Origin of the sequence: Cryobacterium inferilacus (assembly GCF_019599185.1) — a bacterium.
Classification (GTDB): Bacteria; Actinomycetota; Actinomycetes; order Actinomycetales; family Microbacteriaceae; genus Cryobacterium; species Cryobacterium inferilacus.
The window spans coordinates 1-25,443 of the sequence record NZ_JAIEUL010000011.1 but is presented as its reverse complement, the minus strand read 5'-3'; the positions used below and the strand labels follow the sequence as shown (position 1 = coordinate 25,443).

At 69.5% G+C, this 25,443-nt stretch carries 27 protein-coding genes and 1 riboswitch; of the genes, 9 read left to right on the top strand and 18 right to left on the bottom strand.

Annotated features, from left to right (window positions below; all coding sequences use genetic code 11):
* The first annotated feature begins 78 nt into the window (after positions 1-78).
* Complete coding sequence (locus tag K2F54_RS11075) at positions 79-1,314, top strand: LCP family protein (protein WP_220605932.1); 1,236 nt, start codon at positions 79-81, stop codon at positions 1,312-1,314.
* A 26-nt stretch (positions 1,315-1,340) separates the two neighbouring features.
* Here the strand turns inward: K2F54_RS11075 and K2F54_RS11070 are convergent, their stop codons facing one another.
* Complete coding sequence (locus K2F54_RS11070) at positions 1,341-1,721, bottom strand: DUF5655 domain-containing protein (RefSeq protein ID WP_220605931.1); 381 nt, start codon at positions 1,719-1,721, stop codon at positions 1,341-1,343.
* 138 nt (positions 1,722-1,859) lie between these two features.
* On the opposite strand from K2F54_RS11070, the gene K2F54_RS11065 reads away from it, so the two are divergent.
* Positions 1,860-4,163 (top strand): MMPL family transporter, encoded by a 2,304-nt coding sequence (locus K2F54_RS11065; protein ID WP_220605930.1) that lies wholly within the window; start codon positions 1,860-1,862, stop codon positions 4,161-4,163.
* Positions 4,164-4,198: 35 nt separating this feature from the next.
* Here K2F54_RS11065 and K2F54_RS11060 read toward each other — a convergent pair whose 3' ends face one another.
* Positions 4,199-4,681: an SRPBCC family protein gene (locus K2F54_RS11060; protein WP_220605929.1), complete on the bottom strand. Its 483-nt coding sequence runs from the start codon at positions 4,679-4,681 to the stop codon at positions 4,199-4,201.
* A 351-nt stretch (positions 4,682-5,032) separates the two neighbouring features.
* Between K2F54_RS11060 and K2F54_RS11055 the strand changes: the two genes are divergently transcribed.
* Together K2F54_RS11055 and K2F54_RS11050 are read left to right on the top strand one after the other, a co-directional pair.
* Positions 5,033-5,401, top strand: coding sequence for a hypothetical protein (locus tag K2F54_RS11055; protein ID WP_220605928.1), 369 nt, complete (start codon positions 5,033-5,035; stop codon positions 5,399-5,401).
* On the top strand, positions 5,401-5,733 hold the full coding sequence (locus tag K2F54_RS11050; RefSeq protein ID WP_220605927.1) for a DUF7882 family protein: 333 nt from the start codon (positions 5,401-5,403) through the stop codon (positions 5,731-5,733). The genes K2F54_RS11055 and K2F54_RS11050 overlap by 1 nt, the downstream gene beginning before the upstream one ends.
* Before the next feature lie 62 nt (positions 5,734-5,795).
* On the opposite strand, the gene K2F54_RS11045 is transcribed toward K2F54_RS11050, so the two are convergent.
* Entirely contained in the window at positions 5,796-6,611 is an 816-nt protein-coding gene (locus tag K2F54_RS11045; RefSeq protein WP_308287621.1) for an MBL fold metallo-hydrolase, read from the bottom strand.
* Positions 6,612-6,714: 103 nt separating this feature from the next.
* The gene (locus K2F54_RS11040; RefSeq protein WP_220605925.1) at positions 6,715-7,272 is read right to left on the bottom strand and encodes a TetR/AcrR family transcriptional regulator; all 558 of its coding nucleotides are present in this window, start codon (positions 7,270-7,272) and stop codon (positions 6,715-6,717) included.
* Positions 7,273-7,358: 86 nt separating this feature from the next.
* Here K2F54_RS11040 and K2F54_RS11035 point away from each other — a divergent pair, with 86 nt between their 5' ends.
* Entirely contained in the window at positions 7,359-8,420 is a 1,062-nt protein-coding gene (locus K2F54_RS11035; RefSeq protein WP_220605924.1) for an SDR family NAD(P)-dependent oxidoreductase, read from the top strand.
* Positions 8,421-8,523: 103 nt separating this feature from the next.
* On the opposite strand, the gene K2F54_RS11030 is transcribed toward K2F54_RS11035, so the two are convergent.
* Positions 8,524-9,621 carry a hypothetical protein gene (locus K2F54_RS11030; RefSeq protein ID WP_220605923.1) on the bottom strand — a complete coding sequence of 366 codons (1,098 nt, stop codon included), beginning with the start codon at positions 9,619-9,621 and terminating at the stop codon, positions 8,524-8,526.
* A gap of 135 nt (positions 9,622-9,756) precedes the next feature.
* A riboswitch (TPP riboswitch) is annotated at positions 9,757-9,850 on the top strand.
* Here K2F54_RS11030 and thiM point away from each other — a divergent pair.
* The 3 genes from thiM to K2F54_RS11015 all read left to right on the top strand — a co-directional run bounded on the left by thiM (position 9,844) and on the right by K2F54_RS11015 (position 12,847).
* Positions 9,844-10,650, top strand: coding sequence for a hydroxyethylthiazole kinase (gene thiM / locus K2F54_RS11025; protein ID WP_220605922.1), 807 nt, complete (start codon positions 9,844-9,846; stop codon positions 10,648-10,650). It overlaps the preceding riboswitch by 7 nt.
* A complete protein-coding gene (gene thiE, locus K2F54_RS11020; RefSeq protein WP_220605921.1) occupies positions 10,647-11,324 on the top strand; it encodes a thiamine phosphate synthase in 678 nt (225 codons plus the stop codon). The genes thiM and thiE overlap by 4 nt, the downstream gene beginning before the upstream one ends.
* Positions 11,321-12,847 carry a bifunctional hydroxymethylpyrimidine kinase/phosphomethylpyrimidine kinase gene (locus K2F54_RS11015; protein ID WP_220605920.1) on the top strand — a complete coding sequence of 509 codons (1,527 nt, stop codon included), beginning with the start codon at positions 11,321-11,323 and terminating at the stop codon, positions 12,845-12,847. The genes thiE and K2F54_RS11015 overlap by 4 nt, the downstream gene beginning before the upstream one ends.
* Here the strand turns inward: K2F54_RS11015 and K2F54_RS11010 are convergent.
* From K2F54_RS11010 to K2F54_RS10985, 6 genes are all read right to left on the bottom strand, one after another.
* The gene (locus K2F54_RS11010; protein ID WP_255577019.1) at positions 12,822-13,166 is read right to left on the bottom strand and encodes a hypothetical protein; all 345 of its coding nucleotides are present in this window, start codon (positions 13,164-13,166) and stop codon (positions 12,822-12,824) included. The genes K2F54_RS11015 and K2F54_RS11010 overlap by 26 nt on opposite strands.
* A 44-nt stretch (positions 13,167-13,210) precedes the next feature.
* Complete coding sequence (locus K2F54_RS11005) at positions 13,211-13,765, bottom strand: PadR family transcriptional regulator (RefSeq protein WP_220605919.1); 555 nt, start codon at positions 13,763-13,765, stop codon at positions 13,211-13,213.
* A 97-nt stretch (positions 13,766-13,862) separates the two neighbouring features.
* Positions 13,863-14,474: a DUF2238 domain-containing protein gene (locus K2F54_RS11000; RefSeq protein WP_220605918.1), complete on the bottom strand. Its 612-nt coding sequence runs from the start codon at positions 14,472-14,474 to the stop codon at positions 13,863-13,865.
* 9 nt (positions 14,475-14,483) lie between these two features.
* Positions 14,484-15,347, bottom strand: a complete 864-nt coding sequence (locus K2F54_RS10995) for an endonuclease/exonuclease/phosphatase family protein (RefSeq protein ID WP_220605917.1) — start codon at positions 15,345-15,347, stop codon at positions 14,484-14,486.
* Between the two features lie 215 nt (positions 15,348-15,562).
* Entirely contained in the window at positions 15,563-16,603 is a 1,041-nt protein-coding gene (locus tag K2F54_RS10990; RefSeq protein ID WP_220605916.1) for an LLM class flavin-dependent oxidoreductase, read from the bottom strand.
* 43 nt (positions 16,604-16,646) lie between these two features.
* Positions 16,647-17,366 carry an NAD(P)-binding domain-containing protein gene (locus tag K2F54_RS10985; protein WP_255577018.1) on the bottom strand — a complete coding sequence of 240 codons (720 nt, stop codon included), beginning with the start codon at positions 17,364-17,366 and terminating at the stop codon, positions 16,647-16,649.
* Positions 17,367-17,433: 67 nt separating this feature from the next.
* Between K2F54_RS10985 and K2F54_RS10980 the strand changes: the two genes are divergently transcribed.
* Positions 17,434-17,784: a winged helix-turn-helix transcriptional regulator gene (locus tag K2F54_RS10980; RefSeq protein WP_255577017.1), complete on the top strand. Its 351-nt coding sequence runs from the start codon at positions 17,434-17,436 to the stop codon at positions 17,782-17,784.
* A 68-nt stretch (positions 17,785-17,852) separates the two neighbouring features.
* On the opposite strand, the gene K2F54_RS10975 is transcribed toward K2F54_RS10980, so the two are convergent.
* The 7 genes from K2F54_RS10975 to K2F54_RS10945 all read right to left on the bottom strand — a co-directional run bounded on the left by K2F54_RS10975 (position 17,853) and on the right by K2F54_RS10945 (position 25,111).
* On the bottom strand, positions 17,853-18,611 hold the full coding sequence (locus K2F54_RS10975) for a hypothetical protein (RefSeq protein ID WP_220605913.1): 759 nt from the start codon (positions 18,609-18,611) through the stop codon (positions 17,853-17,855).
* A gap of 184 nt (positions 18,612-18,795) precedes the next feature.
* The gene (locus K2F54_RS10970) at positions 18,796-19,728 is read right to left on the bottom strand and encodes a carbohydrate kinase family protein (protein WP_308287619.1); all 933 of its coding nucleotides are present in this window, start codon (positions 19,726-19,728) and stop codon (positions 18,796-18,798) included.
* Positions 19,725-20,717, bottom strand: a complete 993-nt coding sequence (locus K2F54_RS10965; RefSeq protein WP_220605912.1) for a glycoside hydrolase family protein — start codon at positions 20,715-20,717, stop codon at positions 19,725-19,727. Before K2F54_RS10965 ends, K2F54_RS10970 begins: the two co-directional genes overlap by 4 nt.
* Positions 20,718-20,726: 9 nt before the next feature.
* The gene (locus K2F54_RS10960; RefSeq protein WP_241979923.1) at positions 20,727-21,518 is read right to left on the bottom strand and encodes a carbohydrate ABC transporter permease; all 792 of its coding nucleotides are present in this window, start codon (positions 21,516-21,518) and stop codon (positions 20,727-20,729) included.
* A 161-nt stretch (positions 21,519-21,679) separates the two neighbouring features.
* Positions 21,680-22,633, bottom strand: a complete 954-nt coding sequence (locus tag K2F54_RS10955; RefSeq protein ID WP_220605910.1) for a carbohydrate ABC transporter permease — start codon at positions 22,631-22,633, stop codon at positions 21,680-21,682.
* Positions 22,634-22,691: 58 nt separating this feature from the next.
* A complete protein-coding gene (locus K2F54_RS10950) occupies positions 22,692-23,987 on the bottom strand; it encodes a sugar ABC transporter substrate-binding protein (protein ID WP_308287618.1) in 1,296 nt (431 codons plus the stop codon).
* A 104-nt stretch (positions 23,988-24,091) separates the two neighbouring features.
* Positions 24,092-25,111 carry a LacI family DNA-binding transcriptional regulator gene (locus K2F54_RS10945; RefSeq protein ID WP_220605908.1) on the bottom strand — a complete coding sequence of 340 codons (1,020 nt, stop codon included), beginning with the start codon at positions 25,109-25,111 and terminating at the stop codon, positions 24,092-24,094.
* Between the last annotated feature and the right edge of the window lie 332 nt (positions 25,112-25,443).

Genomic DNA, 25,443 nt, shown 5'->3' with positions numbered 1-25,443 from the left:
TGAGGGGCACCAACTCCGGCGGCAGCCCGGTGGGGGTGCTATCGTCCGCAGGACTGTGGCACGAGGGGCGGGCGCAAGGTGGGCGAAGAACACGAGCGGATTGCCGGCATCGCCAGGCATGGCCGGCTCAAGCGGTCGAACCCGGTCACCGGCCTCCTGGCCGGGGTCGCCATGGTGCTGGCCGTGCTCCTGGTGAGCGGGACCGCGCTGGCGGCGCTGGCCGTGTGGCAGCTCACGAGCGAGGTGTCCGCGAACTCCATCGACATCACCGGCGGTGATGCGGCGGAGGAACCGGTCACCATCGCCGGCTACAAGGACGGATTCAACATCCTGATCGTCGGCGTCGACAACGATGCCGCCCAGGGCGCCGCCTACGGTGTGCGGGAGAGCGCCCTCAACGACGTCAACATCCTCGTGCACGTCTCGGCCGACCACAGCAACGCCGTCGTCGTGAGCATTCCTCGGGACCTCATCGTGGCGCATCCGGAATGCACACACGCCGAGACCGGCGAGCAGTTCGACGCCATGGCGGCCGCGCCGATCAACGAGGCCATGTCCAGAGGCGGGCTGCCCTGCGTGGTCGACACGGTCGCCGCGGTCACCGGGCTGGAGATTCCGTTCGCCGGCCTGGTGTCGTTCAACGGTGTCGTGCAGATGAGCGACGCCGTCGGCGGGGTACCGATCTGCCTGAGCGCACCGATCAACGACCCGGAGGCCGCCCTCAACCTGCCTGCCGGCACGAGTGTCGTCTCCGGCGAGACAGCACTGGCGTTCCTGCGCAGCCGAAAAGGTGTCGGTGACGGCAGCGACCTCTCCCGCATCTCGTCGCAGCAGATCTATCTGGCGTCGCTGATGCGCACGGTGCAGGGCGACGGCACCTTCGGCAACATCCCCCGGCTGTTCACCCTGGCCAATGCCGCCACCAGGAACATTCAGCTCTCGACCAGCCTGGCCTCCCCGCAGACCATGGTGGAGATGGCGCTGGCGATCAAGGACATCGACCTCGACCGGTTGGTGTTCGTGCAGTATCCGGGCACCACGGACGACCCCGCCTTCCCGGGCAAGGTGGTTCCGACGCAGGATCTCGCCGACGCCATGTTCGCCAAGATCGCCGCCGACGAACCGTTCTCGCTTGCCGCGGAGCCGACCGAGGAACCCGTCACTGCTGACCCGCCGGCCGATGTGCCCGCCGACCCACCCGCCGATGCGGGGGCGACGGACGTGCCGACCCAGCCGGCAACGCCCAGCCCAGAGCCGCTCGATGGAATCACCGGGCGCACCGCCGCGGACGACTCCTGCGCCCAAGCCAACTGACTGCCCGCTCTGGTCGTCGCTCCGGGTCAGCCGGCTTTGGTCCAGGCTTCGCGCAGGCAGTCGAGCACCTCGGCGTCGAGGTCTGCGGTGCTGTGCAGCTCGAGATGGTGCATGAAGTGGTTGAGGGTGGGCTCCGCCACCTCCTTCCACCTGGGCGAGGTGTCGAACCGATCCAGGTCGATCGTGAGTACCAGCGGAGCCACGCCGCCGGCGAGGTACCGGCCGGGCAGCCAGGTCCAGGCGAACGAGCGTGCGCGTCGAAAGGCGATCTGGCTCGTTGTCACGCGCACCTCGGCCTCGCCGATCGAACGCACGGCAGCGGCGACGTCGTCGAAGAGGGTGCGCGCCAACGGATCCTGCCCGGCGAAGTGCTGCTCCAATGGGATGGGTTGCCCGTGTGCGGTCATGCCTGCAGGGTAGACCCGGTGGCGGTGTGTGTGGCCCGACGCGACCGCTGCGACGGGAGTAGTTTGGCCGCGGTAGGGCCGGGGGCCCGGCGTACCCGGCCGAGCGGTGCGCATCCACTAGCCGAGGAATGACCCGTCATGTTGCGACAATTGGGCGTGAGCGTCGCCCGCCACCGCCTCATCTCACTGTTGTGCTGGGTCGTCGCGCTCGCCGCCTGTGTGGCTACAGCGCTATTCGGGGTCAGCGGACAGAGCCTGTTCGAGAGGCTCTCGAGTGAGGGGCCGTCGGTGCAGGGGGAGGCGCAGGCCGCCGCCGACCTGATCGAGGGGCCGGAGAGCGAGCAGACCGAGTCGCTCTCGCTCCTCGTGCATCCCACCGACCTGGCCTCGCCCGACCTCGCGGCCGTCCTGAACTCCGCCACCCTGCGGCTCGACCAGGTGGACGGCGTCGCGCAGGTGATCAACCCGCTGGCCATGCCGTCGCTGCCCGATGGCACCATCAACCCGGCGGCCGCACCGCTGCTCTCCGCGGACGGCGAGGGGATGCTCCTGACCGTGACCATGGCGGCCACGGACGGCTCCGTTCCCGACCCGCTGCTCAGCCAGGTGCACCGCCTCCTGCAGATCACAGCGGATGAAATCAGCCAGCTCGACCCGCCCGCCCGGGTGGAGGTGGGCGGCGCGCCCCTGATCGTGGACTCGCTCGTCGCCGTCGCCGAGTCCGATCTGCAGAAGGGCGAACTGATCGCCCTGCCCATCGCTCTACTGGTGATGCTGGTGATCTTCGGCGGCTTCCTCGCGGCCGGCATCCCCCTGGTCGGCGCCATCGCGTCAATCATCGGTGCGCTGGGGATGCTCTACGCCTTCACCTTCGTACTCGACATCGGCATCACCGTGATGAACGTGATCACCGTGATCGGGCTGGGCCTCTCCATCGACTACGGCCTGCTGATGGTCAGCCGATTCCGGGAGGAGTTCCGGGCGCGGGTGGGCGGCGGCGGCCCCGGTGCCCCGCCCGGCCCGCACGGCGAACCGTTCAGCCAGCTGCCCGCGCTCGAGACCGGGGAGCTGGCCGCGCTGCCCCACCACCGGCACAGTCGGCACGAACTCATGCTCCAGGCTGTGGGCAGCACGGTGAACACGGCCGGCCGCACGGTGTTGTACTCGGGGCTCACCTTCGCCATCGCCGCCGCGGGGTTGCTCGTGTTCGAACCGGCGATCATCCGTGCCATCGCCATCGGGGCGATCTGCGTGGTGCTTATCGCCATTCTCACCGCGCTCGTGCTCGTGCCGGCGCTGCTCGGCTACCTCGGCGAGCGGTTGGTGCAGCCCGGTCTGCTCACCCGCATCCCCGGGGTGGGTCGCTGGCTCACCCGGTTCGGCGACATCGCGCCGGAGGAGGGGGTCTTCTCCAAGCTGGCCCGGCTCGTGCAGCGGGCGCCGGTGCTGGTCGCCCTCGGTGGCACGGCCGTGCTTCTGCTGCTCAGCAGCCCGGTGCTGTCGATGACGGTGGCGAACAGCGCCGACGATGTCATCCCGCGCTCGTCCAGCCAGTACGACTTCATCACCACCCTGAACGAGGAGTTCCAGCTGGCCACCGCGCCCCGCGTGCTGCTGGTGTCCGGCACCGACGAGGCCGGCGCCACCGGGTGGGCCGAAGACGTCGCCGACCTGCCCGGGGTGACGGATGTGGCGCCGCCGGCTCTGCAGAACGGCTACTGGGTGAGCAGGGTCAGCGTCGACACCCACCGGGGTGCCGACGTGGTGCGCGAGATCCGCGCGGACCGGCCGGCCTTCGACAATTGGGTAGGCGGCGCAGACGCGCAGTCCGTCGACTACCTCGATTCCCTGGCCGCCGGGGCCCCGTGGGCGGTGCTGATCATCGCCGTGGCCACCTTCGTTCTGCTGTTCCTCATGACCGGGTCGGTGGTCATCCCGCTCACGGCACTGGTGATCAGCGCGATCTCGCTCGGTGCCGCCGCGGGCGTGCTGGTCTGGGGGTTCCAGGACGGCAACCTGTCCGGCCTGCTCAACTTCGACCCCGACGCCATCTCGGGCGTCGACGCCCTCGTGCTCGCCCTGGTGCTCACCTTCGGCTTCGGCCTGGCCATGGACTACGAGATGTTCCTGCTCGCTCGCATCAAGGAGCATCACGATCGCGGCGAGAGCACCCGCGGAGCCATCGAGACCGGCCTGCAGAGTTCGGGGCGCATCATCACCTCGGCGGCGCTGATCATCGTGCTGGTCTTCGCGGGCTTCGCCACCGGCGAGCTGATGCAGATGAAGCAGATCGGCACCGCTCTTGCCGTGGCGGTGCTGCTGGATGCGACCCTGGTGCGGATCGTGCTCGTGCCGGCGGTGATGACCGCACTCGAGCGCATCCTCTGGTGGGCGCCGCGCTGGAGTGCGCCCATCCACACCCGCTTCGGCCTGCGCGAGTAGCCGTGCGGCCCGCGCGGCCCGCGCCGCCCGAGAGGCTACCGGTCCGGATGCTGGCCCTGCGTGACCGCCTCGGCCTCGGCAAGCTCGGTGAGCTTGGCCAGCGCCACCGGCCACTCCGCGCTGAGCTCATCGGCGTAGGCCTCGTCGAGATCGATCGCAACGGCCACGGTGGTGACGCCGTCCACCTCGGTGAAAGTGTAGTTCTCGTGCATGCCGGTGATTCGCTGGGCCAGGGCGCTACTGGTGTCTTCGATGCCGTCCACAATCTGCCCGCGGTACTCGATGGACACGAACTCGTGCGGCCGGTGCTCGGCGATCACGCCGACCATGCCGCCCACCTCGCCGTTCGGGCCCGTGCCCAGGAACCGGATCTCGCTACCCGGCAGCCAGCTCCCGAGGAAATGCGAATCCGGATTGAACACCGTGGTCCACTGCCGGTAGGTGGCGTCGTCGAGCATCGTCTCCCAGACGATGTCGGCCGGGGCCTTGATCTCTGCGGAAAAATGCTGAGTCTTCATGCAGGGAGTGTAGCTCCGCTCCGGCTACCTGTTCAGGGCTGAGAGCGGTACGGTAACCGGTGTTCGGATGCCGCCACAGGAAAATCGAATATCTCTTCTCTCCCCATCCTGTGGATAACCCTGTGCAGAGAGTGTGGAAACCGCCGCAAACACGGGCCGATGGCTGTGGATTACCCTGTGGAATCGTTGGGGAGAGGGCTGTGCACTTCGCTGCACAACTGTCGGCGCGCCGGGGCCGGAATGCATCGTTGTCGTGTTAGCACTCTCGAAAGCGATTCTCCCGACCCCGGACCCGGCGCGTTCGGCGCGGCCACCTTCCGCAGAGCCGACGGCGCGGTTATGGTCGGGAACATGAAGCTCATCACCTACGCCGGTGGCACCCTCCTCACCGGCGACGACGTGGCGGAGGCCCTGCTCGGCTATGTCACCGCTCACTCCCAGGGGGAGGAGAGCGTCGCGGTCGGCATCAAGGTGCGCGAACCGGACGGCAGCACCCGTACCCACACCCTGGTGCTCGGCCCGGCCACCGAACTCGACGTGGCGGATGTCGCGGAGGAGTCCCTGGAAGGCGAGATCGCGCTCTTTCCCCTGCCGGTGTTCCCGCCCGCCCACATCCTGGCGGTGCAGGAGCCCTCGGCCGAGACCGAGGCGGAAGCCGAGTTGCACGCCGCGGAATTCAATCAGGCCGTCGAGGAGATCGACCAGGGTAAGGGCATGTGATGGGCAAGTTCATCTACGGGTCGCCCGCGATCTCGGTGGAGATCGACGACCGCACGTTGGCGCACCTCAAGGTCGTGATCGTCGCCAAGCTGCGCCGCGGTGAGAGTTTCGCGTTCTCCTGGGAGAGGTCCAAGGAGTCCGGCAGCGGGCACAGCTCCATCTGGCTGAACCCTGCGGTGCCGCTCGACTTCGAGTTCTCCGGCAAACGTGAGCCCACCCTCAACCGGGCCTGGATCGACGAGCTCGTTCAAGTGGCGAACACCCCGGCTGGCCTGCGCATCCTGCCCGAACCGCCGGAACGCCCCGGTCCGACCCCACCCCACCCGGCCTGAGCCCACCCGGCCTGACCGGACCCGCCTCGCCGAATTGCCCGCAGTTCAGGTGAGGCGCCGACTCAGGTGAGGCGGTCGAAGTCGCCGCGCGCCCAGCCCCAGTGCCGGTCGGCCGACCGGCGCACGATGCCGCGGGCATCCGTGTCGATCACGGTGTCGAAATTGCCGTACAACCGGTCGAAGTCGAACCGCTCCAGGGTGCGGGCGATGCGCTCCGCCACCACCCCGGAGAGCGGCAGCCGGTTGGGGTAGCTGCGCATGAAGCTCACCGAGGTGCGGTCGGGATTGGCGAACACGGTGTCGCCGCTGAGTAGCACCCCGCGCCCGTCGGCGCCGGCCGCCCAGTGCAGCACCGCGCTGCCGGGAAAATGCCCGCCGACCGGCACCAGGGTGACGCCGGGGAGCAGCGTCCTCTCTGCGGACCAGGGTTCGATCACCGGGTCGGTCCTGGCCACCCAGGCCAGATCGGCCTCGGCCACCAGCACCGGCACGCCGCCGAGCGCACGGCTCCACTCCACCTGCACCCCGAACATGTGCGGATGGCTGGCCACGATCGCGCGCACCGGCCCGCGGTCGAGCACCTGGTTGGCGATGTCATTGTCGACGAAGCCGATCGGGTCCCAGAGCACGCTGCCCGTGGGGGTGCAGAGCAGCTTGGCCTGCTGGCCGATGCCCACGCTCGGGCGACTCTCGATGCCGAATAGGTCAGGTTCCAGCCGGTGCAGCTCGGCCCGGTAGCCGCCTTCGAACAGGTCGTACAGCGTGGTCCAGCTCTGCCCGGTGGCCGGCACCCACTGCCGCTCATCGGCGCAGATGGCGCAGACGCCGGTGTTGTCGGCGTGCTCGACGCCGCAGGTGGCACAGATCCAGAAGCTCACGGGGGTCCTTCCGTGGTGCATCTCAGACGGATGTTCCCGCCAGTATGCCCCGCCCGGACGCCATGCGGGTGAGCATCGTGCTGGGTGCTGCGGGCAGCAGGTGTCAGCGCGGGGTGAAGGCCGCGTGGAAGAGCGCCCAGGCGCGCCGGGCCACATCCGGGCGATCGGCGGAGTCGCTGCGGGCGAGCACCCCGGCCAGCATCGATACCGCGAGGATCACATCGGCCGTGCCAACGTGCTCGCCGATGCGGCCGGCGGCCTGTTCGCGGGCGAGCAGGCGCGCGACGACGGCCGTGAGCCGGTCCGCCAGGTGCACCGCGCGGGGGTCGTGGGCGTCGGCCATCACCAGGTCGATGAGCGCCGTGGAGGTGAGCGCCTGCTCGATCACGCGGTCGAGCAGGTCGTCCAGGGTGCTTTCCGGCCGGTCCACGAAGGTCTCCAGCGCGGTGAGGTTCTCGTCGAAGATGGCGATCGCCAACGCCGTGCGATCGGGGAAGTGCCGGTAGAGGCTGCCCTGGCCCACCCCCGCGCGTCTGGCCACGGCGCTCAGCGGCGCGGCGAACCCATCCGTGGCGAAAACCGCTCGAGCAGCATCGAGGAGCGCCCGCCGGTTCTCGGGTCCGGCGCTCGGTCCGCGGTTCGCTTTGGAAATTGTGGCCACCGAGGTAGGTTACATCCGGACAACGTTGTCCGGATCACAGACAAGCTTTCCGAGCCGGTCACCCGACAAGACAAGGAACCACACTCATGCCCCAGACCACCCTCTCCGCCGACTCCTCGGTCGGCACCTGGCTCGACGACCCGATCGGCGGGCCGATCCTGCGTGACCTCCTGGCCCAGGGCGGCCAGAGCGCCGACGCGCTCAAGCCCGTGCGCAAGCTCGCCCTCAAGCGCCTGGTCAAGCTCAGCAAGGGCAAGTTCCCGGCCGAGCTGATCGAGGAGCTGGTGCGCCGGGTCGAGCTCGGCGACGTGCCCGCGTCTGCCACGACGGATGCGCCGGCGCCGGCCGAGCCCAGCGCATCCGTCGCCGCACCGGTGGAGCGCCCGGAGTGGGTCGAGCGCCTCGACACCGGCCGGTTCACCGGCAAGACCGTCATCGTCACCGGTGCGGGCTCCGGCATCGGCCGGGCCACCGCCTCCAGGGTTGCCCGCGAGGGCGGCCGCGTGATCGCGGTGGACATCTCGGAAGAGCGCCTCACCGAGTTCGCGGCCGAGCTGGCCGGCGCCGACATCGTGCCCGTGGTGGCGAACATCACCGACGACGCCGCCATCGCCAGGATCGTCGAGGCCGCGGGCGGCCGGATCGACGCCCTCGCCAACGTCGCCGGCATCATGGACGACATGACCCCGGTGCACGAGGTGACCGACGCCGTCTGGCAGCGGGTCTTCGCGATCAACGTGGACGGCAGCATGAAGCTCATGCGCGCCGTCGTGCCCGGCATGCTCGAGCGCCAGTCCGGCTCGATCGTCAACGTCGCCTCAGAGGCGGCGCTTCGCGGCTCGGCGGCCGGGGTGGCGTACACGGCGTCCAAGCACGCCGTCGTGGGGCTGACCAAGAGCAGCGCCTACATGTACGGGCCCAGCGGCATCCGGGTCAATGCCGTGGCACCCGGCCCCGTCATCACCAACATCGAGGCCACCTTCGCCTCGGCGCTCGGCGCAGAGCGGGTGCGCGCCGGCATGGCGGTGCTCACCGACGCCGTCGAAGCGGATGCGCTCGCCGCGTCGATCACGTTCCTGCTCAGCGATGACGGCGTGAACGTGAACGGCCAGGTGCTGGCCAGCGACGGTGGTTGGTCGGTCGCCTAGCCAGAGCATTCGAGCGCTCAGTTGCGGACTTTGCATAGTGCACCGGCCCCAGAACCGTGCAAAGTCCGCAGATGAGGGGTGCCGCGGTGACTCGGCGCGCTGCCTATCGGGCCGAGTCGGCTCCGACGCTCGCCCGGCGCAAGCGATACCGGCCAGACACCACGCCGATCAGCCACTCGATCGGGCCCTTGCCCACGAACCGCCACCAGAGGATCCCCACCAACGGCACGCCGACGACGAGCACCAGCCAAGCCACCGGGTCGGTGGTGCCGTAGCGGATGCCGTTGTCGGCCATCAGCGCGACCACACCCACCTGGAACACGTAGAGCGACAGGGAGATCGACCCGATCGCCTGAAACGGCAGGAACCCGGCATGGATCACCCGGGCGGCACCTGGCTGCCGAACCGAGGCGAGCAAAATGATGAGCCCCAGTGTGAGCAGCACCAGCCCGGCGTCGTGCAGGGTGTCGAGGTAGCTGCCAGACGCGCTGAACTCCTCACCGGTGGCGCCGCGCCAGAGCGGCCCGAGCAGCCAGGCCGGCCCCGCGATCGCGAGCATGATCCAACCGGTCAGGCGGCCGCCGAAGCGGATGCGGAACAACAACGCCCCGATCAGGAACCACGGCAGCAGGTTGGTCACCCGGTAGTGCGGGCTGAGGAAGAGCCACTCCAGCAGGAAGCTCGTGGGGCCGCGCTCGCCGGAGGTGATCAGCGGGCCGGTGGCGGTGAGCACCAGTTCGTTCAGGGGGGCGCCGAGCACCAGCACCGCCGCCGTTACCGCGATCAGCGCCCGGGTGCCGAGCAGCACCAGCGGCGTGCCGATGGCCAGCACGATGCCCAGGAACGAGAGCACGATGGCGATCCAGCTGCCCCAGGTGGACAGCACCACCCCGAGCAGCACCAGGATCACGCCGCGGATGAGGTTCTGCAGCACCACGGTGAGCCGGGCGGATGCGGTGGGGCCGGCCTTGGCCAGCACGATTGCCGCGGCCGCACCCATCGCCACCGCGAACAGCGGCGACGCGAGGTCGTTGAGTTGCCCCTGCAGGAACGCCGTGGCGGCGGGCTGGTCGACCATGATGGGGCCGGCGTGGGCGACGAGCATGGCCATGATCGCGACGCCGCGGGCCACATCGGGCACCACGAGCCGGTCACGCTGCAGGCGCGGGGCGATCGGGGTGACAACGGCCGTGCCGGACATCTGGTCACCTCTCGATGGCGATCGGGCGGGTGCGGTGCTGTTCTATCGTCGCACGGGCAGGCGGGGACTCACACGTGGGTCTGGGGTTTCTCGAGCGCGAATCTGCGTCGCGCTTTCCACTACGCTGCACAGAAGCCAAGTGACACGGGGTGCTCCATCTGGAGCTGAGATAACACCCGTTGAACCTGATCTAGTTAGTACTAGCGAAGGGATGTCGCGCATATGCGCACGCCAGAAGACCTGATTTCATTCACCTGTTCAGCGCTAGACGAGGTGCGATCCCGCTCGCCGCTCGTGCAGTGCATCACCAATAGCGTCGTGGTGAATTTCACCGCGAACGTGCTTTTGTCGCTCGGGGCGGCGCCGGCGATGGTCGACATCCCGCGCGAGGCGGGTGCGTTCGCGCCGATCGCATCCGGGTTGCTGGTCAACCTCGGCACCCCGACGGCCGAGCAACGTGACGCCATGGTCGAGGCCGTGCCCGCCGCGAACGCGGCCGGGACGCCGTGGGTGCTCGACCCTGTGGCCGTCGGCTTCCTGCCCGTGCGCACGCCGCTGGCGTTCGCCCTGCGCGACCTGCGGCCCACCGTGGTGCGCGGCAATGCCTCCGAGATCATTGCGCTGGCCGGCGCCGGTTCCGGCGGCCGCGGCGTTGATTCCTCCGACGAGGTGGATGCCGCACTCACGGCGGCCACCGCGCTCGCCGAGTCGACCGGCGGGGTGATCGCCATCTCCGGTCCCGTCGACATCATCACGGATGGCCGCCAGCTGGTGCGCATCGACAACGGGCATCCGCTGCTCACCCGGGTCACCGGCGGGGGCTGCGCCCTCGGCGCGGTGATGGCCGCGTTCGCCGCGGTCGACGACGACAGGTTCGCCAGCACGGTGGCCGCGGCCACGGTGTACACGGTCGCGGCCGAGCTGGCGGCGGAGACCGCCGCCGGACCTGGCAGCTTCGCCGTCGCCTTCGTGGACGCCCTGGCCACCGTCAACGCGCAGGACATCGAGCGTCGGGCGGTGCTCCGATGAACGGTGCTCCGCTGAACCGTGCTCCGATCGACCTGTCGCTCTACCTGGTCACCGACACGGCCCAGGCCGCCGCGGCCGGGCACACCGTCGTCGACGTGGTGCGCCACGCCGTCGCCGGGGGAGTGAGCGCCGTGCAGGTGCGCGAGAAGCACGCCTCCGCACAGGAGTTCCTCGACACCGTGCTGCGCATCGCGGACGAGCTGCCCGACACCGTCGCGCTGATTGTGAACGACCGGGTCGACGTGTTCCTGGCCGCCCGCGCCGCCGGCCGCCGGTTGACCGGGGTGCACGTCGGGCAATCCGACCTGCCCGTCAGCGCCGTGCGCGACCTCGTCGGCTTCGACGCCGTGATCGGGCTGAGCGCGTCGACGGATGCGCAGTTGCGCCGAGCGGCCGACGACCCGGCCCTCATCGACTACGTCGGCATCGGCGCACTGCACCCCACCCGCACCAAGACCGATGCCCCGCCGGCCCTCGGGCTGGCCGAGTTCGCCCGCCTGGTCGGGGTCAGCACGCTTCCGGCCGTGGCCATCGGCGGGGTCGGCCTGCGCGACCTGGCCGCCCTCCGCGAGTGCGGTGCCGCGGGCGCCGCCGTGGTGTCGGCGATCTGCGCGGCACCGCACCCCGACCAGGCAGCCCGCGAGCTGCGAGCAGCGTGGGGAGCGAGCGCATGACCGGCGCCACCCCACGCATCCCGCGCGTGCTGAGCATCGCCGGCACCGACCCCACCGGTGGTGCGGGCATCCAGGCCGATCTCAAGAGCATCGCGGCCAACGGTGGCTACGGCATGGCCGTGGTCACCGCGCTCGTCGCGCAGAACACCCATGGCGTGCGCTCGGTGCACGTGCCGCCGGTGGCCTTCCTGCGCGACCAACTGATCGCCGTCAGCGATGACGTGCGGATCGATGCCGTCAAGATCGGCATGCTCGCCGACGTCGATGTCACCCGTGCCGTCGGCGAGTGGCTGGCCCAGGTTGCACCCCCGATCGTGGTGCTCGATCCCGTCATGATCGCCACCAGCGGCGACCGGCTGCTGACGACGGATGCCGAACAGGCCCTGCGCGAGCTGCTGAGCGTGGTGCACGTGGTCACGCCCAACATCCCTGAGCTCGCCGTTCTCGCCGGGGAAGCCGTGGCCGGCAGCTGGGCCGAGGTACTGCGCCAGGCCAGGCAGGTCGCCGACACGTACGGGGTGCTGGTGCTGGCCAAGGGCGGGCACCTGGCCGGTGATGCCGTGCCGGATGCGCTCGTCGACGCCCACACCGTGCGGGAATTTCCCGGGCTGCGGATCGACACCGTCAACACCCACGGAACCGGATGTTCCTTCTCCTCTGCGGTCGCCACACGGGTGGTGGCCCTGGCGGGCGGGGCCGAACCGACCCTGGCGGACTGGGGTGACGCGGTCGCCGAAGCGAAACTCTGGTTGACCGAGAGCATCGCCCACTCCGACGACCTCGATGTGGGCACGGGGCACGGTCCGATCCAGCACTTCGCCGGCCTCTGGCAGCGCGGCGGTCTGCAGACCCACCCCACCCCGGCGCAGGTCGCCCGGTCGTGGTGGCACGACATCGGCGACATCCGCAGCGAGACCGACGAGCTGCAGTTCGTTCGGCGGTTGGGTGACGGTTCACTCAACCGGGAGGTGTTCCTCTGGTACCTCGAGCAGGACGCGCTGTACCTGCGCGAGTACGCCCGGATGCTGGCCATCGCGAGCCGGCTCGCCCCGACCAGCGCCGAGCAGGCGTTCTGGGCGGCCAGCGCGCACGGTGCGATCGCCGCCGAACTCGCCCTGCACACCGGCTGGATCGACGAGGAGAACCTGGCCGACGTGCGGCCCAGCGGGGCGACCACGGCCTACCTCAACCATCTGGCCGCCGCCGGCGCGAGCGGCGACTACGGCGTGCTCGTCGCGGCGCTGCTGCCCTGCTTCTGGATGTACCAGGATGTCGGCGCGCGGCTGCATCCGCTGTCGCACGCGGAGCATCCGTACCGCAGCTGGCTGGACACCTACGCGGACGAGGCGTTCGCCGCGTCGACGGCCCGCGCGATCGAGATCGTCACAGGGGCGGCCTCAGCCGCGAACGAACCGGCCCGGCGCCGCATGGCGCTGGCCTTTCGCGCCTCGGCCGGGCACGAGCGGGAGTTCTTCGCCGCGCCCCTGCGAGCCGACCTCAGCCCAGAGCCACGATCACCGTGAGGCCCGCAAGCACCGCGCACAGCGGCGCCATCGTCCACCGCTCCGGCCTCGACCTGGACATGCCGTTCAGCACGATGCCGAGCGCGAAATAGCCGGCGAGCACCCAGATGGCGACGCCGACGAACCCCGGCCAGGGGATCACGTCGGCCAACCCGGCTCGCTGCAGCACCACCACGCCGAACACCAGGTACAGCCCGATCGAGACGGCGCTGCCCAGACGTTTCTGAATGGGCAGCACCCGGTCCTGGCCGCCCCAGGCGAGGTGCCCCAGCGGCGCCCCGGCGATGAGCGCGGCCTGGAAGACGATCAATGCGACCATGAGCACACAGAAAACGATCGAGGCCGCTGTGACCAGGCCCGCGCTCACGAGGGCTCCGGTTCCGCGGCGACCAGGCCGTCCAGAAGCCGGGTGGCCTCCTCCGCCCACGCGATCGAGGCTCGCGCGGAGTGCTCCCCGGCCAGCACGGTGAGCAGGATGAACGGCGCATCCGGGCCGATATCGCCCCGCAGCTCGGCGCGGAGGCCGCGCATCCGGGCGAGGTCGGTCTCGGCGCGGGCGCGGGCATCCTGCACCAACGCCCGGCAGGCCGCCTCGCCCAGCTGCCGCCCGAAGAACAGCCGCAGCAGCAGGCCGTTGCGCGGTTGGGCGGGCTGTGGGGCCTCTGAGAGCAGTTCGCGCAACCGGATGCTGCCCGCCGGCGTGATCGCAAAGGTGGACGAACCCGCTCGCGCGGCGGGCTGACGCTCGATCAGGCCCTCGCGCTCCAGGGCCGAGAGCGCTGGGTAGATCTGGCCGAAGCTCTCCGCCCAGAAGTGCCCGAGGGTGTCGCGGATCTGCTCGCGCAGGGCATAACCCGTCATCGGCGTGATGCTCAGCCCGCCGAGGACGGCCATACGGGTCTGTTCTGACACCGCCATCCGTACCCTCGCTCTCACTCACAGCTATATCTATCAGATACAAAGGGTCCGATACAAGGGGGGGCGACACGAGAGACGGGAGTCGGCAGCGCTCCGGTCAGGCCTCGTCGCTGAGCAATATGTTGTCGCACCGTGCGGCGGCAGTGGACGGGCCGGCCAGATGGCGCATCAGGCAGCCCGCGAGCAGTGCGCCCGCGGCACCCCAGACCATGTCGCCGATGGAGTCGTCGTAGCCGACGAAGATCGCGTTGTCGATGAAGTTGTGCCCGACCCACTCGAACACCTCCCACACAACGCCGAGGGCCATGCCCAGCGCCAGGGTCACGACAGCGGTGGTCACCAGCGGCCGGGGAAGTGTCTCGGCGTCGGCCAGCACCCCGAGCTGCACGAACACGATGTAGAGCAGCGCGGCGCACAGACCGTTCGTCAGGAAGTGCATCGGCAGGTCCCACCACCTGGTGGTCAGGTAGATGTCCAACACGCTGCTCCACACCGCCACGAGCACCACGATGCCGAACGCGATGTCCACGCTCGGCCGCAGGCCCAGGAGCCGGGGGAGCAGCATCCCGCCGGCCACGAGCGCGAGACTGACCCCGGAGAGCGGCCCCCAGCCGACGCCGGCGACGACAATGCCCACCAACGCCACGGCCCGGAGCGCGTCGGCGAGCACCTCTGCAGCCCCGGAGGGCCGACGCAGCCCGGAGATCATGCCAGCACCCTAACCGGATTGCCCGTCGGTCGGCGAGGGCATCGGGCGCAGAACGGCCTGCACCGGTTCATGGTCGGATGCGGCCCTGCCGGCGTACCTGGCGGCATTGATGCCGACGCTGCTCACGTCGATACCCGGCCCGACCAGCACAAAGTCGATGCGGGCCCCGCCGCGGCGGCGTTGCTTGTAGTGCGAGATGGTGCCCCACTGCGGCGTCAGCTGGGTGGTCGCGGCCGTCCAGGTGTCCCGCAACAAGCCCTCCTCGGTGAGGCGGCGGTACACCGCCGAATCGGCCGAGGCGTTGAAGTCGCCGGTGACGACCACCGCGGCATCCGGCTCAGCGGCGCGGGCGGTGCGCACCCGGTCGAGCAGGAACGTGGCTGCCTTCAACCTGGACCGCCAGGACAGGTGGTCGAAGTGGGTGTTGAACGCCAGCACTCGGATGCCGGTGGCCGTGTCGATGAAGTCCGCCGACACCGCCACCCGGCGCACGAGGTTGCCCCAGGACCTCGACCCCGGTGCCTCCGGCGTGCTCGAGAGCGCCCACTGGCGCCAGTCGGTGAGCTGCAGGCGGCGGGTGTCGTAGAAGATCGGGTTGTGCTCGTCGCTCCTGTCGGCATGGCGGCCGTGCCCGACCCAACTGTAGTGCGGCCCGAGGGCGGCGGCGACGACGTCGATTTGCTCGGCCAGCGCCTCCTGCGCCCCCAGCAGGGTGGGCTGCTCGGCCGCGAGCAGCCGCTGCAGCAGCCGTTTGCGCGTGTCCCACCGGTCGGGGCTGTCCGGGCGCAGCGTGGGCAGCTTGCGCCGGATGTTGTAGGTCATCACGTGCAGGTCGGGTGCGCTCACCGAGCCGATTAGTGCCGCATCCGTCATGGCCCCACCGTACCCGCGGGTGCCGCCGGCGGGGCCACGCCCCACCGCGTTCTCGTGGGGTCGGCAGCCGCTTCGCGGGTCAGGCGCCGCTTCGCGGGCGGCACGCCACCCGCGAAGCGGCGCGCCACCCGCGCACCTCCCGAGTGGTGCCCGCGCGCGCTGCACGGGCGAGGCATCCGCGCCGCAGCGAGCTCGCCCGGCGAGCCTGGCCTGGGTTACTTGGCGGCGAGGAGCCGCGCCACGCGCGGCTTCACCTCGGTGGCCAGCAGGGTGAGCGACTCGTGCAGGTGCTCGGTGGGCAGGCCGCCGAAGTCGCCCTGCAGGAAGTGCCGCATGTGACCGAGGTAGCCGTGCAGGTGCACGATGCGCTCGGCGACGTCGTCGGGGTCGCCCACGTAGTAGGCGCCGGGCGCGGCAGCCTGGGCGTCGAACTGCCGGCGATCGGGGGCGCCCCAGCCGCGCAGCCGGCCCATCTCCACGTTGAGGCTGTGCCAGCCGGGGTAGAAGCGCTCCAGGGCCTCCTTCTTCGTGGGCGCCACCAGCCCGAACGTAGCTACCGACACCTTGATGTTCTCGGTGTGACCGGCCTGCGCGGCCGACCGGCGGTACAGCTCGGTGAGCGGGGCGAACCGGTGCGGCTCGCCGCCGATGATGCCGTACGAGACCGGAAGGCCGAGCTTGCCGGCCCGGGCCGACGAGGCCGCGTTGCCGCCGGTGGCCAACCAGATCGGCAGGCGACCGGCGACAGGGCGGGGCACCACGGCCAGGTCGTCGAGCGTCGGCCGCACCGTGCCCGACCAGGTCACGTTCTCGGTCGCGCTGTCGTTGATGGTCATCAGCAGGTCGAGCTTCTCGGCGTAGAGCCGGTCGTAGTCGGCCAGGTCGTAGCCGAACAGCGGGAAGGTCTCCACGGATGACCCCCGACCGGCGGTGATCTCCACCCGGCCGCCACCGGAGATCGCATCGGCGGTGGCGAGCTGCTGGAAGACCCGCACCGGGTCATCCGTGCTGATGACGCTCGCGGCGCTGCCGAGAATGATCTGGCCGGTCGCGGCGGCGGCGGCGCTGATCAGGGCCCCGGGGGAGGACGCCGGCATGCTCACGGTGTGGTGCTCGCCGATACCGAAGTAGTCCAGGCCGGCCTTGTCGGCGACGACGATGGCGTCAAAGAGGTTGCGGATGCCCTCCGCCGTGCTGCGCGGGGAGCCGTCGGGGTTCAACGGGGTGTCGCCGAAGCTGTAGGCGCCGATTTCCATGGTTCTGTCCTCTGTCTGGTGGGTGGAGCGAGTCTGAGCGGGGCTAGGCGGCCTCGGCCGGCTCCAGCTCGGCGGCGAGCTCGGCCGCGGTGTGCCGGCCGCCGAAGACGGGCGAGCCCGGCTCGAACGCGACACCGGATGCCAACGGGCCGGCGAGCACCGGGTCGAAGCCGAAGCGGTTGATGACCTCGGCGACCACGGCCGCGGCATCCGCGTCGCCGGCGATGGCCAGGGCGTGCCGCTCGGGGTGGCCGGCCGGCCGGGCATCCGTCTCGAGGTCGTGGTAGCCGATGTGGTTGAGCGTCTTCACCAGGCGGGCATCGGCGAAGTAGTCGGCGACGACCTCGCTGCTGCCGCGGGGGTCTGCGGCGATCTCGTCGAGCTCGCCGTCGATGGGCTGCCAGTAGTTCATGGTGTCGATCACGATGCGGCCGGCCAGGGTGGCGGGGTCGACCGAGCGGAACTTGTGCATCGGCACGGCCAGCACGACGAGGTCGGAGGACGCTGCGACCTCCGCGGCCGTCATCGGCACGGCGCCGGGGATGACGATGTCGACGATCAGTTCGATGTCGGCGGCCGGCCCGGAGCCGGCGATGTGCACGGCGTAGCCGGCCTTGAGTGCGGTGCGGGCGATGGCGGAGCCGACGCGGCCCGCCCCGAGGATGCCGATCGTGGTGACCATGGGGGCCTTTCTGTGCACAGTGCGGGCGTCTCGAACGAGCGCCGATACCCCACGATGGCAAACCTCGCCACTTTTCGCCATCCGGGGGTAAGCTGCTAACCAATAGTTAGCGAGTCGAGGGAGCGGAATGTCAGTGCAGCAGTCGGAAATGAAGACCCCAACCGAATCCACCTTTGCCCTCGACGAGGAGGAGTGCCGCCGGTTCCAGATCTCCGTGGAGTTGGCCGGCCGCAAGTGGAGCGCGGCGATCCTGATGGCCGGAGCTCGCGGCGCTCGCCGCTTCTCGGAGTACCGCGCCCTCGTGGACGGCATCTCCGACCGGGTGCTTGCGGCCCGGCTCAAGGAACTCGAAACCGAAGGCCTGATCGAGCGGGATGTGCAGCCCACCACTCCGGTGTCGATCAGTTACAACCTCACGCCGTCTGGGCGCCAACTGATTTCGCTGCTGCATCCGCTGGTCACCTGGAGCCGCAGCCGGCAGGGTGTCACGGCGTCCTGACCACGCTCACCCTGCGCTGTCGGTTCGTCATGCGTACTCCTTGTCGGTCGGAGGCTGCGGCGTCCGGGCTAGCGAATCCCGGCGATCCGCTCGAGGCCGGCCCGCAGAATCAGTTCTTCGGGGTCGGCGAGCAGGTGGTGGTTGAGGTAGAGCCCCTCCAGCCACTCGAGCACCTCGGCCTCGGGCAGGCCAACGGCGTCCCAGTCCACCTGGGGGCGGGCGAGCACGGCCGGCTGGCCGGTGGCCGGGTCGGTCCAGGCCGAGGCCAGGGGCACGTCGGGCTCGTCGTGCTGCGCGTTCCAGAGCAGCGCGATCGGATGGTTGGGGCCGTCGATGTGGTCGTGGCCCACGTGTCCGGCGCCCAGCCAGGGCAGCATCAGCTGTTCCCCCTCGAGTTCGAGGTCGACGACCTCGAGCTGCACGGGTTCCTCCGGGCTGGTCGCGTAGACGGTCAGGCCCAGCGCGCTCCATTCGGCGGCCTCCGCGGCATCCATGGTGAGCTCTTCGAGCAACTCGCTCACGTGAGCCACGAACGGCACGGCCCAGGCCAGCAGGGCCGCGGTGTCGGCGCGCGGCCACGGGCTGATGTCGCTGTCGACGCCGTCGGCGTTGTGGAAGTGGTGCTCCGTGCCGTGCTCGGTGACGTCGAAGTGCAGCTCGCCCTCTTCGAAGCCGATGTAGATCGCGGCGCCGTCTTCCAGCCACTGGGCATCCAGAACCGGGAACGCGAACCGGGGCGGCAGCGGCGGCGCCACCAGGGGCAGCACGCCAAGGTTGAGCACCGCGCAGAACTGCGTGTTGGGCAGGCGAAGGCTGGGGTCTGACACCGGTCTCATCTCCGTGGATCGTGGCGGGCGAATGCCCGTGTATCCAAGTATGGAGCAGGCGGCCCACGCGGCAGGATGCCGATGGGGGCAACGTCACAAATCGGTGCCGCACGCAGCCGCGCCGAGTGGAAGCAGTGACGCAACTCGGGCCTGGTCGCGAATCGCCAGCTCGCCCCCGCTGGCTTCAGGCGGCGTCGAGCTCCGCGCGGGTGGGCGGGTCGGCGCCGGGGCGGGAGACCGTGATCGCCGCGGCGGCCGCGCTTTGGCGCATGATGCCCTCGAGAACGCCCAGCGGAATATCGCGCAGGGCCTGCCGGCGGTCGGCGCCGATCAGGTTCGCGTCGATGAGCCCGTCGATGAGGGCGCCCATGAAGGTGTCGCCGGCTCCGACGGTGTCCACCACCGTCACCGTCGGGGCAGCGATCGACACCCGGCCGGCGGCGGTGAGCGCGAAGGCGCCCTGCCCGCCGAGGGTGACCACCACCACGGCAGGGCCGGCGGCCAGCCAGTAGGCCGCGGCGTCGGCCAGGCTCTGGTCGGGGCGCAGCCAGAGCAGGTCTTCGTCGCTGACCTTCACCACATCGGCGAGGCGCACGAGCTGCTCGAGGCGTGACCGTGCGGCACCGGCACTCTCGATCAGAGCCGGGCGGATGTTGGGGTCGAGCGTGATCGTGGCCGTCGCGCGGCGCTCCTGCACCAGACTCGCCACCTCTGACGCGCCCGGCTCGATCACGGTGGCGATCGAGCCGACGTGCAGCACATCAGCCGGGCCCGCCAGGGAGGCGTCCACGGCCCAGGTCAGGTCGAACTCGTAGCTCGCTGCGCCGGTGGCGTCGAGCACGGCGGCTGCGGTGGAGGTGCGTGCCCCGGCGACATTCGCCGCCGCGACCCGCACCCCCGAGTCCGTCAGCCAGGCGCGCACGGCGTGGCCGCGATCGTCATCGGCCAGGCTGGTGAGCAGTTGCGGATGCCGGCCCAACCGGCCCAGCGTCAGCGCCACGTTGGCGGGGCTGCCGCCAGGGGCTTCGTGCCGGGAGCCGTCGGCCCGCTGCACTAGGTCGATCAGCGCCTCGCCGACCACCAGCACAGCTCGCCCGGCAGCATCCGCCCCGGTCACAGCGCCGCCGCCAACGCGGGCGCTGCGGCTGCGTCGGGTACCGACCGGTGCACGAGGCCCAGAACCGGATCGGCCGTGACCGGGATCGGGTCGCTCAGTGTGCCGACGAACTCGCCGTCGACGGTGTTGATGAAGCCGAGCAGCGCCCAGCCGCCCGCGGCATCCTGCAGCAGCCGTGCAGCGTAGAGGTCGGTGCGATCGAACAGCACCGAGCCGGAGAAGTCCACTTGCTCGAGTCGTGAGTCCACGGGAACACTGTAGACCCCGCCCACCTCACCGGCGGCCTGGCGCTCGGGTGAGAGCTCGCTGACGCCGCAGCAGAACAGCAGGATCGGCACCCCGTCGACGATCTCGAACTGGAACACCTCGAGCTGGCCGAAGCCCTGTCCCGGCTGGCTGAGCGGCGGCTGCACGGTCCAATTCAGCAGGTCGGAGCTGGTGGCGTGGCCGAGTACCCCGCGCACCAGCGGGTCGCCGGTGGCGGCGCGGGCGGTGATCAGCATCTGCCAGGTGCTCTCGCCCGGAAAACGGAACACCCACGGGTCGCGCCAGGCCTGGTCGTGCCAGACCGTGAGGTCGAGCGTCTCGTAGAAGGCCGGGTCGGCCTCCACGAGAGGTTCGGTCGAGACCTTGGTCCAGCTGAGCAGGTCGGCCGAGGTGGCCGCGCCCACCCGCTGCACCATGGTGTTCTCGGCGCGGGAGGTGCCGGTGTAGAACATCCACCAGAGGCCGTCGTCGGCCCGCACGACCGAGCCGGTCCAGGTGGTTCCGTCGTCGAAGGCGGGCGCATCCGAGATGATCAGCGCGTCTTGCACGACGGTCCAGTTGGTGAGGTCGGTGCTGACGGCGTGGCCGACGATCGGGTGCCGGTGCCGGCGTTCCGGATCGCCAAGGGCCTTGCTGGCGTGCAGATAGAAGGCGTGGGTGACGCCGTCGACCTGAACGTACCAGGAGTCCCAGATCCACTTATCGGGCAGTTGGAGCGACATAGAACCGGCCTAACCTTTCACACCGCTGGACGCGATGCTGTTGACGAATGAGCGTTGGAAAGCGATGAACAGGGCCACCACGGGCAGCGTGATCAGCGTGGAGTACGCCATCACCTCGCCCCAGGAGACGTTGAGCTGGAAGAAGTACTGCACGCCCACCATCACCGGGCGGAGCTCCTCGGTTTGCACCACCATCAGCGGCCAGAGGTAGGAGTTCCAGGCGGGCAGGAAGGTGAGGATCGCGACGGTGGCGATGGCGGGGCCGGAGAGCGGCATCACCACCTGCCGGTAGATGCGGAACCAGCCGGCGCCGTCCATGCGGGCGGCCTCGTCGAGCTCCTTGGGGATCGACTCGAAGTACTGGTGGAACAGGTAGATCGAGAACGCGTTGGCCACGAACGGGATGATCTGCACCTGGTAGGTGTCGATCCAGCCCTTGCTGAACATGAAGCCCAGCTCGGTCAGCTCGAACGAGGGCAGCTGGTTCACCCACCACACCAGCGGCAGCGCGAGGGTCTCGAACGGCACGATCAGGGTGGCGATGATGAGCGTGAGGATGACGGTCTTGCCGCGCACCCGCATCCGGCTCAGCGCGAACGCGGCCAGGCTGTTCACCAGGATGCCGGCGACCACGGTGATCGCCGAGATGCCGATCGAGTTGACCAGGAATCGGGCGGCGGGCACCCGGTCGAACACCGCGGCGTAGTTGTCCATCGAGATGTTGCCGATGGGCAGGAACGCGGCGATCGACGACAGGTCGCCGAAGATCTGCTGGTCGGGCTTGAGCGACGACACGAACATGAACAGGATCGGGAAGAGGAACAGCACGGCCAGGCCGATGCGGAGGAGGTAGCCGCCGATGCCGATCACGCGCTTCTTGCGGGCCGTCTTTCGACCGAGCACCACGTGCGGGGCGGATGCCGGTGCCACCTCTGCGATGGCTACGTTTGAGATCGCCATGATCAGGCCTTCTCTCTGCTGAGGAACCGCTGCACAACCGAGATCAGCAGCACGATGACGAAGAACACGAGGGAGATCGCCGAGGCGTAGCCGGTCTCCTGCTGGGCGAAGCCGGATTCGACGGCTTCGTAGACCACCGTGGTGGTGGAGTTGAGCGGACCGCCCTGGGTCATCACGCTGATCTGAGTGAACAGGCTGAGCGCCTGGATGGTGATGGTCACCAGGATCAGGCTGCGGGTGGCGGAGAGGCCCGGCCAGGTGATGTACCTGAACCGCTGCCACGGCGAGACGCCGTCGAGGTCGGCCGCTTCGTAGAGGTCGGCGGGGATGGTCTGCAGGCCGGAGAGCCAGATGATCATGTGGAATCCCACGCCCTGCCAGACCGACATGAGGATGATCGCCGGCATCGAGGTGGTGGTGTCGTTGAGCCAGTCCGGCCCGGTGACCAGGCCCATCGTGACCCGGTCGATGATCACGTTGATCAGGCCGTCCTGGCGGTACATGAACAGCCAGAGCAGCGACACGACCACCATGGAGGTGACGACCGGGAGGAAGTACACGGTGCGGAAGAACGTGGTGCCGCGCACTTTCTTGTTCACCAGGATGGCCATGACCAGGGCGAGCCCGGCCTGCAGCGGCACGACGACCACGGCGAAGTAGCCGACGTTGATCAGCGCCCGGAAGAACGCGGCATCCGCGAACAGCCGCACGAAGTTGTCGAGGCCGACGAACACCGCCGGGTAGGGCGAGATGAGTCGGGCGTTGGTGAAGGCGAGCCCGAATGCGAGGATCGCGGGCACGAAGATGAAGAGGGCCAGCAGCAGCACGGCGGGCGTGAGCATGGCCAGCCCGGCGAGGTTCTCGGTTTTGCTGGTGCGGTCACGTTTGGGCCTGCGGGGCCGGGCCGGGCCGGCGGCGGCGGGGGCCGCGGGGGGTCGTTCGATCGTGGTGGTCATGAGAGTCTCCCTGAGCGAGGGCGGGGGCGCGGCGCGTGAGTCGCGCCCCCGCGGTCGACTACTTCTGCGTGTAACCGCCGTTGGACGTGATGTTGGCGTCGATGGCCTTGACCGCCGCGTCGAGGGTGCCCTGCGGGTCACCGCCGTTGATGATGTCCTGCGTCGCCTTGGTGAACTCCGTTGCGATGAACGGGTACGCCGGGGTCTCGGGGCGCAGCACCGCACTGTTCGCGGAGAACTCGCGGAAGATGGCGAGGTCGCCGCCCTCCTCGAAGCCGGGCACCAGGGCGGCGGCGGCATCCGTGGCGGGGATGGTGGCGGTGGCCACCGCGACCGCGGCGATGTTCTCGGGGGAAAGCGAGTAGGAGAGGTAGTCCATGGCGGCCTCGGGGTTGGCGCAACCGGTGGTCACGCCCCACTGCCAGGAGCCGCCGCCGATCTTGGTGCCTTCGCCGAGGTCGACGGAGGGCATCACGGCCAGGTCGTCGCCGAGGGCGGCGGAGTTTTGGGCCGCGGCCCAGCTGCCGCCGTACTGGATGGCGGTGACGTTGTTCTGGAAGTCGAGGGCGGAGTCGGCGCCGCTCTTGGTGGCGATGTAGCCGTCGGTGGCGAGGGACTGCATCCACTCGGCCCATTCGAGGGCTTCGGGGCCGTTGAGCACGCCCTCGGCCGACTGGTACTCGTCACGTTCGATGAGGTCGCCGCCGAAGGACTGCAGCAGCGGGGAGAACGCGTAGGGGTACCACTCGCCCACGTCGCCGGTGCCGATGTCGAGCGGGTTGGCCCAGGTGCCGTCGGCCTTGAGCTTCGCGAGTGCGTCGTCGAACTCGGCCTGGGTCCAGGGCTGGTCGATGGTGGCCTGGCGGATGCCGTTCGCCTCGAGCACGGACTTGCGGGCGAACATCGCCAGCGCCACGTCGTAGTAGCCCACCGAGTAGGTCTCGCCGTTCCAGATGCCCAGCGTGCTGGGCAGGTTCTCGTCCAGGTCCACGCTCAGGTCGAGCGGGGTGAGGTACTTGGCCCAGGCCCAGTTGGGCACGTTCGGGCCGTCGATGTCGACGATGCAGGGCAGCTTGCCGGATGCCGCGGCCGCGATCACCGAGTCGTTATAGGAGGCCTGCGGGAACGCCTGCAGCTTCACGGTGGTTTCGTCTTGGCTGGAGTTGTAGCCGTCGACGATGGCCTGCACCGCGGCGAGCTCTTCGGTGTTGCCGCCGTTGTGCGTCCAGATGGTCAATTCACCGTTCTGGCCGTCGGAGCCGCCAGCCGTGCTGGGGGCGCAGCCGGCGAGGGCGGCAACGAGACTCGTGGCGAGTAAACTCGCTACGATCAGGCGCTTCTTTGCGTGTCTCATCTTCATTCCTTCTATTCGGGGGTTTGGGGTGTGCATCGGCGGTTGCGCCGATCGTCGCGGCCGTTCCAGCGGGCGCGAAGTATGTGGGTTGGCTCGTCGCCGCGCTAGCGCGGAGGCGGGCCAACTGACTGCCGCAGAACGAGCGGGCAGGGCATCTGAATCTGCTGCGGTGCCGAATCGGCGTCGTCGGCCAGCTCGGCGGCGAGCCGTTCGATGGCCCACCGGCCCATCTCGTAGTGCGGCAGCGCGATGGACGTGAGCCCCGGCAGCAGGGCGTCGGCGAGCACCTCGAAGTTGTCGATGCTCACGATGCTCAGGTCCCGGGGGATCTCCAGGCCGGCGAGGTGTGCGGCCTGGTAGGCGCCCATGGCGATGCGGTCGTTGAAGCAGAACAGTGCGGTGGGCCGTTCGGGCTGGGCGAGCAGTCGGCTGGCGGCATCCCGACCCGGCCCGGTCATCGATTCACTCTCGGTGACCAGCGACTCGTCGAAGGCGATGCCGTGTTCGGCCAGGGCTGCCCGGTAGCCGGCGAGGCGGCCGCGGGTGGCGGGGATGTCGTCGATGTTGCCCAGGTAGCCGATGCGACGGTGCCCGGCCTCGAGCAGGTGCGCCATGGCGGTGCGGGCGGCGCCTTCTTCGTCGGGCACCACCGACGAAAGGTCGGTGCGGTCGCTGGATGCGTCGAGCAGCACGGTGGGAATCCCGCTCAGGGCCGCCGGCAGTTCAACCGCCTGGTGGTACATGCGGGCGTAGATGATGCCGTCTACCCGGTGCTGCAGCAGTGCGTCGATGCCGCGGTCTTCGATCGTGGAGTTGCGGTTGGAGTTGACGACCATGAGCACCTGGTCGTTGGCCGCGGCGGCGTCTTGTGCGCCGAGCAGAACGTTGCCGGCGTATGGCGTGGTGGAGATCTCGTCGCTGACGAAACCGATGATCTGCGACCGCTTGCTGCGCAGGCCGCTGGCGAGCCGGTTGGGGGCGTAATTGAGGCCCTCGGCCACGGTCTTGACCCGTTCCCGGGTGGCGTCGCTGATCTGTCCGCCACCGCTGAGCGAGTGCGACACGGTCGTCACAGAGACGCCGGCCGCGGCCGCGACCTCTCGAATGCCCACACGCTTGCTCATCGTTGAACCCAATCCCAAAAACGTTTTTGTTGATGTGGGTGAGAGCTTACATAAACGTTTTTGTGAATGTCAAGAGATGTTCAAATTTTGCCTGCGGGTACCCTGTTGCCTCACGTCAATACCTCCGCGAAGATTGATTCGTTGCCTCATTACGAGATCTCCGCGTCGTGGTGATGGACCCGGGCGTTGAACCGCTCGTTCGTGATGGGTTTGACTGGCGCTGGCCGTTTGCTCAACGCGAGTACTTCGAGCTGCCTGGATGAGCGCTCCGATCTGGCGTGAGAGTGCAAGGGGTTTGATCTTCTTCATTTGCGCGTTCATCCCGATGACGG